The sequence below is a fragment of the Halobellus limi genome (assembly GCF_004799685.1).
GTDB lineage: Archaea > Halobacteriota > Halobacteria > Halobacteriales > Haloferacaceae > Haloquadratum > Haloquadratum limi.
Genome location: NZ_CP031312.1, coordinates 17474 through 35535, shown reverse-complemented (window position 1 = coordinate 35535; position 18062 = coordinate 17474). Strand labels below are relative to the sequence as shown.

Here is an 18062-nt window from a genome sequence, read left to right as displayed (position 1 = left end):
ACCGGTCCCGGCCGAGAGTGTATCGCCTCGGCGTCGAGGACTCACCGGGAGGCGATCTCCCGTTCGATCTGGGTCACCGCCTCGCGCAGCTCGGGGACGATCTCTTCCTCGGAGAGGCGGTACGGCGGTCCCGACACGTCGAGCGATCCCAGTACGTCCCCGTCGGGGGTCGTGATGGCCATCCCGACGGCCATCAGTCCCTCCAGGGCCTCCTGTCGGTTGAGCGAGTACCCCCGTTCGCGGGTCCGCTCCAACTCGTCGTAGAGTTCCTCGGCGCGCTGGATCGTGTTCTCCGTCTCCTTCGGCAGCCCCCACCGCTCCAGCACCTCGTCGACGCGCCCGCGGGAGAACTCCGCGAGCATCGCCTTGCCGCTCGCGGAGTTGTGCATGTGGAAGTACCGTCCCACCTGAAACCCCTCCTTCGCGGGATCGTTGTTCTCGTCGAAGATGATGACCGACCGGCCGTGCTCGGTGATGGCGAACGCGACCTCCTCGTTCAGGCGGTTGCTCAGTTCGTGGGCGTGTCGTCGGACGATCTCGTACTCGGGCTTTCGGTGCCGCGCCTGCTCGCCGAGGTGGAAGAACTTGATTCCCAGGTGGAACTCGTTGCCCTCCTTCACGACGAGTTCGTGGTTGCGAAGCGTCGCCAGGTGCGCGTGGACGGTACTGTTGGCCAGCCCCAGTTCCGTGGCGATCTCGCTCATCCGTGCTCCCTCCAGCCGCTTGATCGCGTCGACGATCCGAAGCGAGGTGGCGGTCGTCGTCAGCTCGCGTCCGTGTTCTGGCACGGGTCGTCGTTCGCGGGGGGATATATAAACATTCACGAGACGCGAATCACAGGGGTGTTTCGAGGACTGCTTCCGAGAAGGCGCGGGAGCTCACGGCCGACGCGATTACGTTCAGTCACCGATCGGCAGATAAACCTGTGATTGGGAAGACTCCGGGCGCGATAGGACAAACGTGTGTACTTACCCGATTCCGCAGGAGCGAACTCCGTCCCGGATTCGACGAGACGGCGATCGGAAAATCCGCCCGTTCGGACTCTCGCTCTCGCTCGGGATCCGTCAGAAGCGGGCCGAACCGTCCGGTCGTGCCGTCGACCCGAACAGCCTGGGACCGCGGTCGGCGTGCGCCGGCGGCTGACCGATTCGATTCACATCTCGCGAAATCTTCTCGACCATAATTCAACGAATACGTAATTATCCAAGTAAAAAACGCATAAATACTTGCAGTTGTATACTGTAACTTGTGTCATCCAACCGAACACCGCTGTACGAATCTCACCGCCGGGCGGGTGCGGACTTCACCGACTTCGGCGGGTGGGAGATGCCGGTCTCGTTCGACTCGATCCGGGCGGAGCACCGAGCCGTCCGGCAGGGTGTCGGGCTGTTCGACGTGAGCCACATGGGACAGCTGGCCGTCGACGGACCCGACGCGGAGACGTTGTTGCATCGACTGACCCCGAGCGACGTCCGAGGGGTCGACCCGGGCGAGGCGCAGTACTCGTGTTTCCTCCGCTCCGACGGGGCTATGCTCGACGACATCGTCGTGTACGATCACCCGACCGAGAGCGAGTACCTCGTCGTTCCGAACGCCGGGCACGACGAGGAGATGTACGACCGGCTGCGCGAGCACGCCGACCGCTGGGACCTCGACGTCGCCGTCGAGAACCGGACCGCAGAGCTCGGGATGGTCGCGATACAGGGGCCGGACGCGGTCGAGCGGGTCGACGAAGCGGCGGACGAACGGATCTCCGAGCTGGACCCCTTCACCCTGACGGAAACGTCGATCGGGGACGTCGAGTGTCTCGTCGCTCGCACGGGGTACACTGGCGAGGACGGCGTCGAGGTCGTCTTCCCCGGCGCGGACGCGGCGGAGATCGACCGCCTGTTCGACGACGTGCAGCGCTGCGGGCTCGGAGCGAGAGACACCCTCCGACTGGAGGCGGGCCTGCTGCTCTCCGGGCAGGACTTCGACCCCGAGGACGAACCGCACGACCCCTTCGAGGCCGGCATCGGGTTCGCCGTCGACCTCGACAGCGGCGACTTCGTCGGCCGGTCGGCTCTGGAAGCCGTCCGCGAGGCGGGCGTCGACGAGCGGATCGTCGGACTGCGCCTCGAGGAGCGGGCGATCGCCCGCCACGGTTACGAGATCCGTTCCGACGACGGTCCCATCGGCCGAGTGACCAGCGGGACGATGAGTCCCACGCTCGGAATCCCGATCGCGCTCGGGTACGTCGACGCCGAGTTCGCCGCCAGCGGCACCGAGCTTTCCGTGTCGGTCCGCGACCGGTCCGTCGATGCCACCGTCGTCGACACGCCGTTCCTCGAATCGTGCGGCGAGTGACGCGCACCGAACGTTCCCACTAGAGACAATGACCGACGACGATTTCCACGAACCACAGAAACGATGACGTACGAGACACCCGACGAGTTACGGTACACCGACTCACACGAATGGATCGACGACCGCGGAGACGCCCGACGGATCGGGATCACCGACTTCGCACAGGACGAACTCGGCGACGTCGTGTTCGTCGAACTCCCGGCGGAGGGCGAATCCCTCGAGAGCGGGGCGGCCTGCGCCGTCGTCGAGAGCATCAAGGCGGTCTCGGACATCTACACCCCGGTGTCGGGGACGGTGACCGCGACGAACGACGCCGTTCTCGACCAGCCGGAGCTGCTCAACACCGACCCGTACGGCGAGGGCTGGCTCTTCGAGATCGACGGACAGGTACCCGAGGACGCGCTCGACGCGGACGAATACCGCGAGCAGATCGAATGACCACCATGCAACGAATACAGCACGACGGAACGGGCGGGTCGCACGAGGCGGACGAATCGAGCCCCTTCGCCCCACAGACCCCGCAGGAGGTGGAATCGATGCTCTCGGCGATCGGCGCCGACAGCGTGGAAGAACTGTTCGACGTCCCGGAGGCGGTGGCGTTCGACGGCGAGTTCGACATCGAGGCGAAGTCGGAGTTCGAGGTCGTGACCGAGATCGAGGACCTGCTCGGGCGGAACGCCGACCGGACCGAGTTCCTCGGCCGCGGCCACTACGACCACTACGTGCCCTCCGTCGTCGACTACCTCTCGCTGCGCTCGGAGTTTCTGACCTCCTACACGCAGTATCAGCCCGAAACGTCGCAGGGATTCCTCCAGGCGCTCTTCGAGTTCCAGTCGATGATCGTCGAACTGACCGGACTCGACGTCGCCAACTGTTCGATGTACGACGCCGCGACCGCGCTCGGCGAGGCGGCCGCGCTCGCGGCGCGCGTCCGAGACACCAGCGGGTCGCGCGTGCTCGTCCCCGAGACGATCCGCTCGGAACGGCGTAGCGTGTTAGAAAACTACGCCGACGGGGCGGAGCTGACGGTGGAGACGTATCCGCTCGTCGACGGGAACACCGACTTCGACGCGCTCTCGGACCGCATCGGCGAGGACGTCGTGATGGTCTACGCCGAGTCCCCGACGGCCCGGGGGACGATCGAGGAGCGGTTGTCGGACGTGGCGACCCTGGCTGACGAACACGAGGCGGCGTTCTGTCTCGGGTCCGACCCGGTCGCGCTGGCACTCTTGGAGGAGCCGGCCGCGGTGGGCGCGGACATCGTCATCGGCGACGCGAGCGTCCTCGGGCTCTCGGCCAGCCACGGGATGGGACTCGGGCTGTTCGCCGTCAAGGAGGGATACCTCCGACAGGTCCCCGGACGGCTCGTGGGGACCAGCGAGACGGCCGACGGACGCCGCGCGTACACGCTGACGCTGCAGACCCGAGAGCAGCACATCCGCAAGGAGCGGGCCACCTCGAACATCTGCACGAACCAGGCGTGGGTGGCGCTTCGAACCGCGATTCACGTCGCCTCGCTGGGTGCGACGGGGCTTTCGAGCCTCGCCGAGGAGTGCGTGACGCGGGCCGCAGAGACCGCGGCGCGCCTCGACGAGATCGACGGCGTCTCCGCACCGGCCGACGACCGCCATCACTTCCGCGAGTTCGTCGCGCGCACGGAGCGCCCCGCCGCGGAGGTGGCCTCCGAACTGGCGGATCGAGGCTTCCTCGTCCACGAGGTCGGGGAGTACGAGATTCAGGTGTGCGTGACCGAAACCAACAGCGGCGAGGTGGACGATCTCGTCGCGGCCGTCGAGGAGGTGCTCGCATGAACTACCGACAGGCCACCTGGGAACGGGAGACCGAAAGCGGCGAGGCGGTCAACGAACCGCTCCTGTCCGAAAAGCGGACGGAGACCGTCACCCACGACGACGTCGACCTTCCCGACGAACTGGTTCGCGACGAACTGACGCTCCCCGAACCGGCCGAACCCGAGGTCGCGAGCCACTACACGCGGCTCTCGCAGATGACCTACTCGGTCGAACACGGGCCCTACCCGCTCGGGAGCTGTACGATGAAGTACAACCCGAAGTTCATCGAGGACGTCGCGGCGCTGGAGGAGGGTGCGATCCACCCCGACCGTCCCGACGAGGACGCCCAGGGGACCCTCGCGGTGCTCCACGGGCTTCAGGAGTATCTGGCCGAAATCGGGGGGATGGCGACCGCGACCCTGCAACCGCCCGCCGGCGCGGCCGGGGAGTTCACCGGCCTGCTCGTGGCGCGGGCGTATCACCGCTCGAACGGCGAGGACGACGAGCGCCGGGAGGTGATCGTGCCCGCGTCCGCACACGGAACGAACTTCGCGAGCGCCGCGATGTGCGGGTACGACGTCGTCGAACTCCCGAGCGACGAGGACGGGCGGGTGCCCGTCGACGCGCTCGAAGAGGCCGTGGGCGATTCGACGGCGGCGCTGATGCTGACGAACCCGAACACGCTCGGACTCTTCGAGCGCGACATCGAGGAGATCGCCGAGATCGTCCACGACGCGGGCGGCTTGCTGTACTACGACGGCGCGAACCTCAACGCGCTGCTCGGACGGGCCCGCCCGGGCGACATGGGCTTCGACATTATGCACTACAACGTGCACAAGACGTTCGCGTCGCCGCACGGCGGCGGCGGTCCAGGCGCGGGTCCGATCGGCGTCGTCGAGGAACTCACCGACTTCCTCCCCGACCCGCACGTCCGCGAGACCGACGACGGCTCCTTCGAGTTCTACGAGCCCGCAGAGAGCATCGGGAAAGTCCACGGCTTCCACGGCAACTGGCTGGTGCTCCTGAAGACCTACGCGTACATCTCCCGCCTCGGCGACGGCGGGCTGAAGGACACCTCGGCGATGGCCGTTCTGAACGCGAACTACCTCGCCGAGCGGATCGATCTCGACATCCCCTACGGCCCGTTCCACCACGAGTTCGTCGCCAGCGCCGGCGACGTCGACGCGGCGGAGTTCGCGAAGGGGATGCTCGACGAGGGGGTCCACCCGCCGACGACCAAGTGGCCCGAGATCGTCGACGAGGCGCTGATGACAGAACCCACGGAGGCCCTGAGCAAGGAACAACTCGACGTGTTGGCGGCGGCTTTCACGGCGGCGAGTGAGAAGACGAAAGAAGAGCTCGCCGAGGCTCCCACGACGACCGCCGCGGCGCGAATCGACCAGACGACCGCCGCGCGGAACCCGCGGCTCTCCTGGCAGGACGTGGGGGGAGACGATGAGTGAATTCGACACCGAGGTACTCGTCGTCGGCGGGGGGCCGGCGGGGTACGTCGCCGCGATCCGGGCGGCGCAGTACGACCTCGACGTGACGCTCGTCGAGGAGAACACCCTGGGCGGGACCTGTCTCAACCGCGGTTGCATCCCCTCGAAGGCGCTGATCTCGGCGGCCAACGTCGCCCACGACGCTCGAAACTGGTCACAGATGGGGATCACGGCCGACGTCGACGTCGACTTCGGGCGGATGGTCGAGTGGAAGGACGACGTCGTCGAGAATATGAACCGGAGCGTCGAGAAGCTCTGCAAGGCCAACCGCGTCTCGCTCCTGGAGGGGCGTGCGGCGTTCGAGGACGAACACTCCGTCCAGATCGACGGGCCGAACGGCGAGTCCGAACGCCTCACCTTCGAACACGCTGTGTTGGCGACGGGCAGCCGTCCGATCGAGCTGCCGGGATTCGAGTTCGACCGGCCCGGGGTGCTCGACGCCAAGGAGGCGCTGGCGCTCGAGGAACGCCCGGACAGCCTCGTGGTCGTCGGTGCGGGCTACATCGGGATGGAGCTCTCGATGCTGTTCGCGAAACTCGGCGTCGACGTGACCGTCGTGGAGGCGCTCGATACGATGATGCCCGCGTTCCCGTCGGACCTGGTCGCCCCGGTTTCGTCGGCGGCCTCGGAGCTGGGGATCGAGACGAACTACGGCGAACTCGCCTCGGCGTGTCAGTCCACCGAGGGAGGCGTCACGGTCGCGACCGAAGACGTCGACAGCGAGGAGCGCCGAGAGTACGACGCGGACAAGGTACTCGTCGCCGTGGGTCGGAGTCCCGTGACCGACACGGTGGCTCTCGACCGGATCGGGCTCGAACCGGACGGGGACGGATTCGTCCCGACAGACGAGCACGGACGCACGGACCTCGATCACGTGTTCGCCGTCGGCGACGTGGCGGGCGAGCCGATGCTCGCGCACGCCGGGTCGGCCGAGGGCGAGATCGCCGCCGCCGCGATAGCCGGGCGGGGTCCTTCGGCCGAGGACCGCGCGATCCCCGCCGTCGCGTTCACGTCTCCGGAGATCGCGACGGTCGGACTGTCCCGCGAGGAGGCCGAGGCGACCGACCACGACGTCTCGGTCGGGGAGTTCCCGATGCGCGCCAGCGGACGCGCGCTCACGACGGGACACACTGACGGGTTCGTCCGTCTCGTGAGCGGCGACGACGGCGTCGTGCTCGGCGGGCAGATCGTCGGGCCGGAGGCCTCGGAGCTGATCTCGGAGGTCACGCTCGCCGTCGAGGAGGGGCTGACGACGGCCGAACTCGCCGAATCGATCCACCCCCACCCGACGCTTTCGGAGGCGATCTCCGAGGCCGCGGCCAACGAACACGACCTGGCGATCCACACGCTCAACCGCTGATACTGGTTGCTCTCACTTTGTACCGCCGGGGCGCCACTCTTGTTGCCGGCGCTCGGCGGTACGAGACGAGAGTAACCAGTATGCGGCGACTCCTGTCGACCACTCTCCGAGATTCGCTCACTCGGTGACGGTTTACCGCCTTGTATCCGTTGTAACTGCGTATGCATCCGACCACGCGGCGGTGCGTACCCGGGGCCCTCTGAAATACGATCTCTGACGCACGTCCCCTTCGGAACCCGATACCGTTCTCACGGCGTCGACGCGACAGCACTTCGCAGGTCCCGAAGCCAATATTTATACGCATTTGCGAAGAATACTGCGGTATGAACGACTCAGAGCCCCCGAATCGGACGATAAAATCCGCGGTTCGTACGTTCGATATACTCGAAACACTTCGCGACCTGGAGAGTGCGACCTTCACCGAACTGTCCGAACGGCTCGACGTCTCCGACAGCACGCTGTACGATTATCTCCAGACGCTCGTGCATCTGGGATACGTCGTGAACGACGACGGCACCTACCGACTCGCGCTCCAGTTCTTTGATTTCGGAATCCGTGCCAGAGACCAGTTTCAGGTTCACGAAAAGGCCCGGGAGCCGCTCGAGACGGTGGCCCAAGAGAGCGGTGCCGCGGTCTGGCTGATGGTCGAGGAGGCGGGGAAGGCGGTGTATCTCGCCAGAGAGATGGGCGAGCAGTCGATCGAAACGCACGAACGACTCGGCAAACACGAGTACATGCACTGTCTCGCCTCGGGCAAAGCGATGCTGGCGTTCTCGACCGACGAGCACGTCGACGACGTGGTGGAGCGACACGGACTGCCGGAGCGGACCCACGAGTCGATCACGACCCGGGCGGAACTCGAAGCCGAACTGGAGACGATCCGAGAACGGGGCTACGCGATGAACGAACACGAGGCGGCCGAGGGCGTCTCGGCGGTCGCTGCACCGATCGTCGCGGACGGAGACGTCTTCGGCGCGATCGCGATCGCCGAACCGGTCGCTCGGATGCGCAACGACGCGCACCGGGAGCGGATGATCGAACTGGTCACGACCGCGACGAACGAGACCGAACTCAGACTGGCGTACCAGTAGCCGGACGGTCGGCCGGTGACGTCCCGCGAGGATACGCATCGGACGATCTCCCTGAGATAATAACAAAGGTACGACTGTTACGACATCGCGACACCGTTTCGCTTCTGCCAAAACGGTTCGGCGGGTATCCGAGGGAAGACGCCCGAGACTCGCACCTAGACCGCGGTACGCCCCGGGGCGTGCGTGTGGTGACAGGTGAGTGGTCCCGTCTCCGTATCGGCGTCGTTTGGTTTCGTGTATACCGAAATCAGAAATGGATCGCTTTCCCCGTCATCGCGCTGTGCGGGGGCATCACAGAACTTCTCCGGAGCGGAACCCCCGTCGGGGCAACCAAATAATTTATAATCTTCGATTCCGACGCTGCCGGTATGGGATCGTCGATACAGCGATTAGACCCGGATACGGAGGTACCCGAAGAGGCGTTCGACGTCGACGTCGTCGACATGGACTTCCACGTCAACCCGCTGGAGGAGGACCTGCGGCCGTACGTGGAGGACGACCGAGCACTGGACCGGCTCTCGACGGAGTTCGGGATGTGGCCCATCCCGGACAAGTGGGACGCCGCGTACGCCATCGCCGAGGGCAACGAGGGGCTGTTCACGCAGGGTCGCGCCGAGGTCGCAGAAGACGTCCGCGAGGCCTGTGAGAAGTTCGCTATCGACACGCCGATCGTCAACTGCGCGCTCAATATGCTCCCGCACCAGCACCACCCGGTGCTGAAGAACGCCGTCCTCGAGGCCGGCAACTCCTATATGCTCGATAACTTCGTCGACGAGGGAGTCCCCACGGCGCTGTCGATCGCGAAGTGGGACGTCGACGCCGCACTCGAGGAACTGGACCGGTGGGGCGACGAGAGCGACGTCGCCGCCGTGTACAGTTGGTTCGATCCGCGGGAGCCGTGGGGAATCGAGGAGTTCGATCCCGTCTTCGAGAAGCTCGAGGACCTGGGCCTCCCGCTGATCCTGCACGGCTCGCTCGCCTTCTGGCCGCAGCACTCCTACATCGGCGACGAGATGCTCACGTGGACGGAAGTGCTGGGCTTCGACTGGCCCATCCACGGGATGGTGAACACGGTCAATATGATTATGCGCGGGGTGTTCGATCGGTACCCCGACCTCAACGTCGTCTTTCAGGAGGCCGGCCACTGGTGGCTGCCCTTCGTGCGCTATCGGATGGACGAGTTCTACGAGATGCACCCCGAGGACGTCAAGATCACGCCCCGGAAGTTCGAGGACGGCGAACAGTACCTCGAAAAGGCGCCGAGCGAATACCTCCGAGAGAACATCTACGTCTGCACGCAACCGATGGCGCTGCCCCGCCGCGCCGGCGAGGCGAAGAGCCTCCTGAACCTGAGTATGGCCGAGGACACGTTTATGTACTCCTCGGACTGGCCGCATCAGACGCTGGACCCGCCGACGTGGTTCTTCACCAGCCGCGCCTTCCGCGACGACGAGGACCTTCGAGACGCCGTCCTCCACCGGAACGCCCGCGACATCCTCAGACTGTGACAATGAGCGCTGAGACCACACAGATCGACGGAAACGAGTACACGAAAGTCGCCGAGACCGACGAGATCGAGAACGGTCGGGGGATCGCCGTCGAAGTCGACGGGATCGAGGTGGCGGTGTTCAACGCCGACGGCGAGTTCTACGCGATCAGCAACCGCTGCTCGCACCAGCACGCGCCGCTGTGTAAGGCCGGCGAGAAGAAGATCAACGCCGACCACACCTGGACGGAGTCACGCGGCGGCGTCAACGCCGAGGAGTGTACGGTCTCCTGTCCGTGGCACCTCTGGGAGTGGGACCTCGAAACCGGCGAGAACGAGGCCTCCGGGCAGCGCATCGCCACGTTCGACGTCGCCGTCGAAGACGACAACGTCTACGTCCGGGTGTAACGACACCGACGGCCGAAAGGTCCGCTGTCGCTGCTTCTCCACGCACACGGCCGCACGAACTGCCGGAGCGAGGGCTACGGCGGAGGGAGCCGCGAGGTGTACAGACCGACACTTCTGAGGCTGTTTCACGTCGGTTTCTGTCCAGTCGCGAACTAACCACCAGAATATTTTTATAGTATTCTTATCTACTGGCTGGTGGAATGGTTGACATGCCACCTCGGGTCAGTAGACGATCGTATCTCAAGAGAGGCACCGCCGGCGTCGTCGCCGTCTCGGGACTCAGCGGCTGTACGCTCGGCGGCGGTGGCGGATCCGGGACCGAGACGCTCACGATCGCTGCGGCGATCCCCGAGACCGGATCGTACTCGTCGCTCGGCGGCGATCTCAAGCGCGGGTACGAACTCGGGGTCGAACGGATGCGCGAGGAACTCGACCGTGACGTCGAGTACATCCTCCGCGACGACGAGAGCGACGCTCAGACGCTGCGTGAGCAGCTGCAGTCGGTCGTCAGCAACAACGACGTGAACGTGGTCTGGGGGAGCTTCTCCAGCCTGCTCGTCACGGCGGGCAGCGCCTTCTCGGAGAACGAAGGGCTCCCCTTCCTCGGGGTGACGTTCGCCTACGAGGCCCCGCATCGGAACGACAACTACGAGTGGACCTTCGCGCCGTTCCCGAAGTCCCGGGACATCGTCGCCTCCACCGTCGGGATGCTCGATCTCATCCCCGAGGCCGAGCGACCGACAGACGTCGGCATCTGGGAACCCAACTCCGGCTGGGGCGAGGAGATGGCCGACTACTGGGAAGAGTACCTGACCGACGAGGGGTACGAGGTCGTCCTGCGCGAGATCTTCGAGATCGGATCCACCGACTTCTCGACGCTCATCTCACAGTCCGAAAGCGCGGACGTCGAGGCGCTGCTCTCGTGTCCGACTCCGCCGGGTGGCATCACCGCGGTAAACCAGATCGAGTCGAGTGCCTGGACGCCCGACGTGCTGAAGTTCGTCCGCGCCGCCGATCCCACCCAGTGGTGGTCCGCGCTCGGCGAAACCGGCGCGTACGCGATGATGTCTCCGGGGCCGCTCCCGCCGGGGCACGGCGGTCAGGAGCTTCGAGAGACGTATCGAAACCGCTACGAGATCGAGGGAGAGTTCATGCCCATCGTCGTCGGGTCGGCGTACAACCTCGCCCAGGTGACCACACAGGCCGTCAGCGCCGCCGGCTCTGTCACGCCCGCGGACGTCCGCGACTCCCTCCGGACGGCAACGTTCGATACGGTCCTCGGCGACTTCGGGTTCGAGGAGAACGGAATTCCGAAGGCGGGCCAGATCACCACGACCACCGGTCAGTGGTGGGACGGAAATCAAATGGTGGTCTATCCCCGAGGGGACTCGGGTCGGGCGATGGAACTCAAGCATCCCGTCGACTGGTAGCGGAACACGAATCGGGACGATGCGAGGGTACCGTGTAGGTGGGAGTACAACCGTCGAGCCGGCTGGGGTGAAGACTTCGGACGAACCCGGACCGATGGACCCCTACGATAATCCCCGTCAGTCTCCCCTCGCCGTGGCGATCCTGTCTGCGCTGATTTCGCCGTCGTCGAGTTCGGCCTCGACCTCCCGTGCCGCCCGTACGAGGTTTTCCATCTTCTGATAAGCGACCTCACGCGGCAACAGTTTCAACCCGCAGTCGGGACTGACCGTGAGGCGCTCCGGCGGCACGACTTCCAGCCCGTGCTCGATGTTGCGCTTGATCTCTTCGACGGGTTCGACCGTGGCGTCGTGGGCGTCGACCACACCGAGTGCGAAGTCCTTGGTGAACTCCGGTTCGGTGAACACGTCCAGTTGCTCGTAATTCGTGTTGGCCAGCTCCACGTCGACCTCGTCCACGGGGTATTCGAGGATCTCGGGGTAGATGCGCGAGTAGTCACCGTAGCAGACGTGGATCCCGAGTCTGACGTCGTCGGGAACGTCGTCGGCGATCCGTTCGAGACACGCGCCCACGATGGCGTGGTCGTCGGGCGTCGTCGCCAGCGCCGGTTCGTCGATCTGGACGTAGCGCGCGCCCGCCTCGACCAGCGCGTGCACCTCCTCGTTCACGAGGTCTGCGAGGTCGTACGCCAGTTCCTCGCTGTCCCCGTAGTGCTCGTCGAACGCCCAGTTCGCGAGCGTGTACGGACCGGTGATGGGGACCTTCACGGGGCTCGTCGCGACGGAACCGGTGAACTCGAACTCCTCGAGCAGCCAGGGGTCGTCGTAGGAAACGCGGTCGGTCACGCTGGGCTTGTGGAAGTAGTTGTGGCCCCACACCTTCACCGGGCCGTTGAACTCGTAGCCGCCGATCCTGTCGGCGAAGTACTCGACCATCTCGGTCCGGCGCACCTCCCCGTCGACGACGACGTCGAGGCCGGCGCGCTCGTGTTCCCGAGTGACGAGACGGGCGGCGTCGTCCAGCGTCTCCGCGAATTCGTCGCTGGCCCCGTCGGTCGCTTCCGCCGGTCGCTCGACGCCGTCGTCGGCGTCCACGACGCGGTCGTACTCGTTTTCGAGCCACGTCGGCTTCGGGTAACTGCCGACGACGGTCGTCAACAGGAAGTGCTCGTTCGGGTGCTCGGCGGGTCGGAACTGCTCGCGATTACTCATAGCTCCACCTCCGAGACGTTCGCCGCTCGACCGAGTACGTCGAGTTTCGCATCGGCGCTCGTGACCGGGAGGTAAAACAGCTCCGTGTTCGGCGTGAGGTAGGTCCTCTCGGGGCTCGCGACGTCTTCGAACCGCGAGACGCGGTCGTCGATCTCCTGCAGCGATTCCACCCGGGTGTTCTGTCCGTCGACGACGCCCAGGGCGACCGTATCCGGCGTCCCGTGTTCCGAGGCGGTCGCCAGGGCCTCCTCACCGGCGTTGACGAGATCATAGCCCAGGCCATCGACGGCGGCGTCCAACGCCGCGGTGTACACGTCTGCCGACAGCGCGCCCCAGTAGGTGTGGACGACGACTTCCGCCTCGAACGCCTCGGCGACCGTAGAGAGGGCGTCGGTCACGTCGTCGGTCTCGACGGGCGTTTCCTCGCCCGTCGGTGGGTTCACGGCCAGCGACGGCTCCAAGAGGAAGACCGTCTCGACGTCCGGGAACGCTTCGCCCTCCGCGGCGAGAAACTCGGCGACGCCGGCGAGGAACGCCCGGTCGTCACCGTAGTGTTCGTCGACGGCGAGATCGGCCAGCGAGTACGGTCCCGGCAGAACCGCCTGGACCGGCGTCCCGTCGGTACGCGACGTCACGCCCCGGAGTTCGTCCGCGAGCGTCCCGTCGAAGGTCAGTTCGCCGTCCACGACCAGCTCTCGATAGAAGTTGTTGTTGTCGTAGTACCGGACGATGCCGCCGGTCTCGACCGCGTCGTGGACGGCGAGGGGATAGCCGAGCATATCGTCCCAGCGGAGTTGCCCCCCGACGATTCGATCGAGATCCGCCTCTCGCTGTCGTTCGATCGCCTCGGCGCACGCCCGGTCGTACGTCTCGGCCACCGCCGCACCCTCGTCACCGCTGATGAGGTCCTCCTTCTGGTGTCCTTTCAGTTCCGAGAGCTCGTCTTTCGCCCAGTCGGGGAGCGGATACAGTCCTACCGTCGTGGCTACGCGCGACATATATCGATGGTCAGTATGCATTATTTTAATTCTTTCTGTTTATTTTATTCTCATCAGTAATTGCGCCGCGGTTCCGACCGGCGGCGATCATCACGTCGCCGCCGACACCCGTCCGTTCGAGGGCGCGGGTACCGGCCTCGCGCGCCGCGTCGGCGTGCGTCGTGGTCGTCACTCCGTACACGGCAGGCCCCCACGAGGACTGGCCGACGCCGAAGACCCCCCGGGAGTCGGCTAATTCGTCGATGATACGACCGACCGGCGGACGGTGCGTGTCACCCTGTTCGTCGGCGTACCACAGCCCGTTGAGGCGATCGACGGTCGACACGGCCGCCCCGAACCTCGCGACGTTCTCCTCCGCCAGCGCGGGCAACACTCGCTGTGCGACCGTGGCCCCGAGCCGGTCGGCGATCGCTGGGTCCGCCCGACGGAGCACCGCGCGCATACTCGCGTCTTCGTCGTTCCCGCTCTTCCCGGGGGGCACGTCCGGGAAAACGAGCAGAAACCGCCACTCTTCGGGGACGTCCCGCCGAACGGTGACCGGAGGGACGGACGAGACGCCGTCGGCGGCGCCCTCTACGGGATACGCCTCGGTGGGGCGGCCACCGTCGACGACGAAGCCGCCGCCTTCGAAGGCGGCGATCCCGACGCCGCTCCGCCTGCCGCGGCCCAGGCGACCCGCGTACTTCCGGATCTCCGGCTCTCGACCGTGTGCACGGGCGACCGCTGCGAGCGTACTCAGCGCCAGCTGGGTTCCCGACCCGAGGCCGACGTGTCTCGGCAGGGCCCGTTCGACGATCACCCGCGCCCCGTCGACCTCGAGGAGCGCGGCGGCCCGCTCGGCGTATCTCGTCGCAGCGGCGACGGTCTCGTCGTCGACCGACGCCGCGGCGGTGCACCGCACGTCGGCGGCCGGGTCGGCTTCGACGACGACGCGCGGGCGATCCAGGGCCACGCCCAGACCGCCGAAGAGCCGCTCGCGCTCCGGAGAGAGGTTCTGAAACCCGAAATGGAGGCGGGCACAGCCAGTAACCCGAGCAGTCATACGTTCGTTCCTCGCTATGTATCGACGTGTTTCGGCTCGGCGTCGGTCGCCGTCTCGAGATCGAGATTCGGGTCCAGGTCCAGGTCCTGCGCTTGGGGATTCCAGTCGGTGAGCGACGCGACGAGTGCGACGGCTTCCCGCTCTCTCGGCCCGCCGCACGTGTGTGCGACCTCGGCGAAGAACGCCATTCTGTCGCGAAGCTCGTCGTCGTCGTATTCGGGAACCCCCAGGCGTGACCCCGCGACGGTCAGTTCCAGAACCGCACCGAGCGATCGAGTCGTCGTCGGGACGCGGCGCCGTTCGACGGCGGAGCGGTCCGGCCGAAGTCTCCAGTCGACCCACTGCGTGCCGCCGGATTCGCCCGTGTCGATCCGCGTCACGTCGACCTCGGCCCACGCCATTGCAGCGTCCAGGACCGGGTCGTCGGTCTCGACCTCGTCGAGGGCCGCCTCGACGAAGACGAACGGATCGCGAACGAACTGGACGTAGCAGCCCCCCTGGCGCTCGAAGTTCTTGCGCGTCCTCGTCTGTCCCCACGTCCGCGCGCGAACCGGATCGACCGGATCGTGGTCGTCGCCCGCGTGTAAGCCGAGCGCGGCGACGCTCCAGTCGCCGTCCGGATCGCGTGTCGAGGTCACGCTCTCGACGACGCCGACGAGTTCCACCGGCCACTCGCCGTCAGTCATCCGTCGGACCCCGCGTCGACAGCCGTTCACGAACCTCCCCGAGGAGTTCGATCGCCTCCTTTCTGTCCGGTCCCAACGGCGACGCCGCGACGAAGGCGTCCGTGTATTCGCGAATGGATGCGATCCGATCAGCCACCGACGACGGCGTGCCGGCGATACAGAAGGTATCGAGCATGTTCGCCGTCACCAGGTCGTAGGCCCGATCGAACTCTCCTGCGGAGATCGCCGCCCCGATCTCCTCGGTGCGACCGGCGTCGAGTCCGTGACGTTCTATGACTTCCTCGGGGGCACCGGCGGCGATGAACGCGACGGGGGGGCGTGCGGCGTTCTCCGCCGCGGACGCGTCCGTGTCGACGCTGACGCTCGCGAAGGCGGCGAACGTGAACGCGTCGCGGGAGTCCGCTCGGGAATCGAGACCGGAGTTCACCTGCTCTGCCGCCCAGGCGTAGTCGTCCGGATGCGAGGCGTTCACCAGCACTCCGTCGGCGTTCTCCGCCGCCATCTGGATCATACGCGGTCCCTGCGCACCGACGAACACGGGGACCTGGTCCGCCTCGTAGTTCAAGCCCGCATCGTTGACCTGAAAGGTCCCGTCGTGGTCGACACGCTCGCCCGCCCAGAGCCGTCGGTGGACGCGCATCGTCTCGCGAACCCGTGTGAGCGGTCGGTCCCACTCGAGGCCGAGGTTCCGTAGGGTGGAGGGATCGCCCGCCCCCAACCCCAGCACCGTGCGCCCGTTGCTGACCTCCGAGAGCGTCGCCACCAGCGACGCCAGTCGCACCGGATGGACGTCGTACGGGTTCGCTACCCCCGGCCCGAGTCGTATCTCGTCGGTCGCGGCCGCGAGGCGATCGAGCGCGACGAACGGGTCACGGTTGTTGTAGTGACACGATCCGAACGCGACATCGAACCCGGTCGACTCGACGACCGTCCCCAGTTCGGCGACGTCACTCGCCGGAACGTCGGGCGTGAGTTCGATTCCCCACTCGAACGACGGTGTATTACTTTTGATCATTTTTTGAAGATCAATTATATCTCATTCGCATTGAATTCGCGAGGGTATTTGATTGTTTTGATACCTCGAACGCTCGGCGGGAAACCTCCACTCGACCGAAACATTTATTTTGGGATATGGGAAGGCACGGATATGCGGATTGCACTCTTAGGCGGTACTGGAGACGTCGGTGAGGGACTCGCCTTGCGTCTGGGTCGAGACACGGATCACGAACTCGTCATCGGGTCACGAGATCCAGGAAAAGCGCGTCGGTGCGCCGAGGACTATCTCGAACGAATCGGCGGATTCGCAGAGAGCGCGACGGTCGAAGGCGACTCTAACCGAGCGGCGACGGAGGGCGCCGATATCGTCGTGCTCGCGGTGCCCCCGGAACACGTCGTCGACACGATCGAGGCGGTGAGCGGGGCGTTGGACGAGGAGACGATCGTGGTCAGTCCGGCCGTGAAGATGTCCCGCGACGACGACGGGTTTCACTACGAGAGAGCGGAGGCCGAAAAAAGCATCACGGCGGCCGCCGCGGAGGCCGTCCCCGCGAACGTTCCGGTGGTGGGGACGTTTCACAACCTCCCCGCAAAACGGCTCGCAGCACTCGATACCGAGTTAGGTCTCGACGCCGCGATCGTCGCCGACGACGAGGCGGCGGCCGAAACGGTCGCAGCGGTGATAGCGGACGTCGAGGGGCTTCGGGCCGTCTACGCGGGGCCGATTTCGAACGCCGTCGAGGTCGAATCGATCACGCCGCTCCTGATCAATCTCGCGGTGAAAAACGACGGGATGCACGACGTCGGCGTCCGGTTTACGTGACTCCGGCGTAGTTGCACGGCTGTGCCATCGTCCGTCGACTTCTTCGTGTAGCGACATCGCTCAACCCGCCGGCTGGTTTTGACACGTTGCTCCTGCGAGCGCCTACGTTTCGGCTGTCCCCGGATCGCCGTTTCGGAAGTAACCGGAAATTGTCTCTTCCGTTGTTTTATATTTTCATAGATATACTCGACAGCATCCCGATTCCTGTTGTCTTCTGCTGAAATCGGAGGCCGTGAGGACGGAGTGTTTCCTGATGCCACTGCGCGTCATCGACGAGAAACAGTGCGTCTTCGAGTCGTGTTTCTCGCGTGGTTCAACGAAAGAAATTTCGGAGAGACCGAGGTCTCGTACCGTTCCGGGCTTTGTGTGCACGTATTCGTTAGTGTCAGTGTCGGCAGTAGCGTACAGCCAGTACCGTGATAGCCGATCTAGATCGCGGTTTGGTCGGCCGCGACGTGATCCGAGTTCCTGTCCCCGGTGGACTGTAGACCGGCCTTCTCCTCCCCGATTGTGAACAGGTGAATGGAACCGTTCGATGCCAAATTAATCAATTTCAAAAACAGTATTCGAAACTGATAGTATGGCCGGATAGAGTCCGGTACCCTGGCACAGAGCACGAGCGAATCGTACCGCCCTGTTCTTCCCGGCACGTATTTCGACTCTCGTCCCGACAGTGCTCACGAAGCGATGCACAAGCTATCGTAGCGTTTGCAACCGATTGCTCAGCCGATCGCACGACAGCGTGCGATCGAGTGAGTGAAGACTTGCAAACGCTACTATTGTGGATCGAAACGCACGGTCTCTACTTCTGTATCGTCGTCGGCGCCCGCGGGCCAGCGGGCTTTGACCGATACGTGCCGGGAAGCGTCACTGCGCATCTCGTCCGGACGTCACT

15 protein-coding genes and 1 pseudogene are annotated in these 18062 nt (G+C 65.4%); 10 read left to right on the top strand and 6 right to left on the bottom strand.

What is annotated here, in order from left to right; all coding sequences use genetic code 11:
- Nucleotides 1–41: 41 nt before the first annotated feature.
- A complete protein-coding gene (locus DV707_RS14810) occupies nt 42–788 on the bottom strand; it encodes an IclR family transcriptional regulator (RefSeq protein ID WP_235010815.1) in 747 nt (248 codons plus the stop codon).
- Nucleotides 789–1248: 460 nt separating this feature from the next.
- On the opposite strand from DV707_RS14810, the gene gcvT reads away from it, so the two are divergent.
- From gcvT to DV707_RS14765, 9 genes are all read left to right on the top strand, one after another.
- Nucleotides 1249–2346: a glycine cleavage system aminomethyltransferase GcvT gene (gcvT, locus tag DV707_RS14805; protein ID WP_103992507.1), complete on the top strand. Its 1098-nt coding sequence runs from the start codon at nt 1249–1251 to the stop codon at nt 2344–2346.
- A 63-nt stretch (nt 2347–2409) separates the two neighbouring features.
- A complete protein-coding gene (gene gcvH, locus DV707_RS14800) occupies nt 2410–2784 on the top strand; it encodes a glycine cleavage system protein GcvH (RefSeq protein ID WP_103992506.1) in 375 nt (124 codons plus the stop codon).
- Between the two features lie 5 nt (nt 2785–2789).
- Nucleotides 2790–4157, top strand: coding sequence for an aminomethyl-transferring glycine dehydrogenase subunit GcvPA (gcvPA, locus tag DV707_RS14795; RefSeq protein WP_103992505.1), 1368 nt, complete (start codon nt 2790–2792; stop codon nt 4155–4157).
- Nucleotides 4154–5599, top strand: coding sequence for an aminomethyl-transferring glycine dehydrogenase subunit GcvPB (gene gcvPB, locus DV707_RS14790; RefSeq protein ID WP_103992504.1), 1446 nt, complete (start codon nt 4154–4156; stop codon nt 5597–5599). Before gcvPA ends, gcvPB begins: the two co-directional genes overlap by 4 nt.
- Nucleotides 5592–6998, top strand: a complete 1407-nt coding sequence (gene lpdA / locus DV707_RS14785) for a dihydrolipoyl dehydrogenase (RefSeq protein WP_103992503.1) — start codon at nt 5592–5594, stop codon at nt 6996–6998. The genes gcvPB and lpdA overlap by 8 nt, the downstream gene beginning before the upstream one ends.
- 323 nt (nt 6999–7321) lie before the next feature.
- Entirely contained in the window at nt 7322–8089 is a 768-nt protein-coding gene (locus DV707_RS14780) for an IclR family transcriptional regulator (protein ID WP_103992502.1), read from the top strand.
- Between the two features lie 368 nt (nt 8090–8457).
- The gene (locus tag DV707_RS14775) at nt 8458–9597 is read left to right on the top strand and encodes an amidohydrolase family protein (RefSeq protein WP_103992501.1); all 1140 of its coding nucleotides are present in this window, start codon (nt 8458–8460) and stop codon (nt 9595–9597) included.
- 2 nt (nt 9598–9599) lie between these two features.
- Nucleotides 9600–9983 (top strand): Rieske (2Fe-2S) protein, encoded by a 384-nt coding sequence (locus tag DV707_RS14770; RefSeq protein ID WP_103992500.1) that lies wholly within the window; start codon nt 9600–9602, stop codon nt 9981–9983.
- Nucleotides 9984–10183: 200 nt separating this feature from the next.
- The gene (locus DV707_RS14765; protein ID WP_103992499.1) at nt 10184–11413 is read left to right on the top strand and encodes an ABC transporter substrate-binding protein; all 1230 of its coding nucleotides are present in this window, start codon (nt 10184–10186) and stop codon (nt 11411–11413) included.
- Between the two features lie 117 nt (nt 11414–11530).
- On the opposite strand, the pseudogene DV707_RS14760 reads toward DV707_RS14765, so the two are convergent.
- The 5 genes and pseudogenes from DV707_RS14760 to DV707_RS14740 form a co-directional block, all read right to left on the bottom strand.
- Nucleotides 11531–12532 (bottom strand): annotated as a pseudogene (locus DV707_RS14760) (methionine synthase); the annotation flags it as partial.
- 86 nt (nt 12533–12618) lie between these two features.
- Complete coding sequence (locus DV707_RS14755; protein ID WP_103992497.1) at nt 12619–13620, bottom strand: 5-methyltetrahydropteroyltriglutamate--homocysteine methyltransferase; 1002 nt, start codon at nt 13618–13620, stop codon at nt 12619–12621.
- 25 nt (nt 13621–13645) lie between these two features.
- Nucleotides 13646–14662: a beta-ribofuranosylaminobenzene 5'-phosphate synthase family protein gene (locus DV707_RS14750; protein ID WP_103992496.1), complete on the bottom strand. Its 1017-nt coding sequence runs from the start codon at nt 14660–14662 to the stop codon at nt 13646–13648.
- A 14-nt stretch (nt 14663–14676) separates the two neighbouring features.
- Entirely contained in the window at nt 14677–15348 is a 672-nt protein-coding gene (locus DV707_RS14745) for a DUF447 domain-containing protein (protein WP_103992552.1), read from the bottom strand.
- Complete coding sequence (locus DV707_RS14740; RefSeq protein WP_103992495.1) at nt 15341–16363, bottom strand: 5,10-methylenetetrahydromethanopterin reductase; 1023 nt, start codon at nt 16361–16363, stop codon at nt 15341–15343. The genes DV707_RS14745 and DV707_RS14740 overlap by 8 nt, the downstream gene beginning before the upstream one ends.
- Before the next feature lie 132 nt (nt 16364–16495).
- Between DV707_RS14740 and npdG the strand changes: the two genes are divergently transcribed.
- Entirely contained in the window at nt 16496–17167 is a 672-nt protein-coding gene (gene npdG / locus DV707_RS14735) for an NADPH-dependent F420 reductase (RefSeq protein WP_103992494.1), read from the top strand.
- The last annotated feature ends 895 nt before the right edge of the window (nt 17168–18062 follow it).

Excerpts from the sequence above, each read along its gene's own strand:
- gcvH (WP_103992506.1), top strand. The coding sequence starts at position 2,410 with ATGACGTACGAGACACCCGACGAGTTACGGTACACCGACTCACACGAA.
- gcvPA (WP_103992505.1), top strand. The coding sequence starts at position 2,790 with ATGCAACGAATACAGCACGACGGAACGGGCGGGTCGCACGAGGCGGAC.
- gcvPB (WP_103992504.1), top strand. The coding sequence starts at position 4,154 with ATGAACTACCGACAGGCCACCTGGGAACGGGAGACCGAAAGCGGCGAG.
- lpdA (WP_103992503.1), top strand. The coding sequence starts at position 5,592 with ATGAGTGAATTCGACACCGAGGTACTCGTCGTCGGCGGGGGGCCGGCG.
- DV707_RS14780 (WP_103992502.1), top strand. The coding sequence starts at position 7,322 with ATGAACGACTCAGAGCCCCCGAATCGGACGATAAAATCCGCGGTTCGT.
- DV707_RS14775 (WP_103992501.1), top strand. The coding sequence starts at position 8,458 with ATGGGATCGTCGATACAGCGATTAGACCCGGATACGGAGGTACCCGAA.
- DV707_RS14770 (WP_103992500.1), top strand. The coding sequence starts at position 9,600 with ATGAGCGCTGAGACCACACAGATCGACGGAAACGAGTACACGAAAGTC.
- DV707_RS14765 (WP_103992499.1), top strand. The coding sequence starts at position 10,184 with ATGGTTGACATGCCACCTCGGGTCAGTAGACGATCGTATCTCAAGAGA.
- DV707_RS14755 (WP_103992497.1), bottom strand. The coding sequence starts at position 13,620 with ATGTCGCGCGTAGCCACGACGGTAGGACTGTATCCGCTCCCCGACTGG.
- DV707_RS14750 (WP_103992496.1), bottom strand. The coding sequence starts at position 14,662 with ATGACTGCTCGGGTTACTGGCTGTGCCCGCCTCCATTTCGGGTTTCAG.
- DV707_RS14745 (WP_103992552.1), bottom strand. The coding sequence starts at position 15,348 with ATGACTGACGGCGAGTGGCCGGTGGAACTCGTCGGCGTCGTCGAGAGC.
- DV707_RS14740 (WP_103992495.1), bottom strand. The coding sequence starts at position 16,363 with ATGATCAAAAGTAATACACCGTCGTTCGAGTGGGGAATCGAACTCACG.
- npdG (WP_103992494.1), top strand. The coding sequence starts at position 16,496 with ATGCGGATTGCACTCTTAGGCGGTACTGGAGACGTCGGTGAGGGACTC.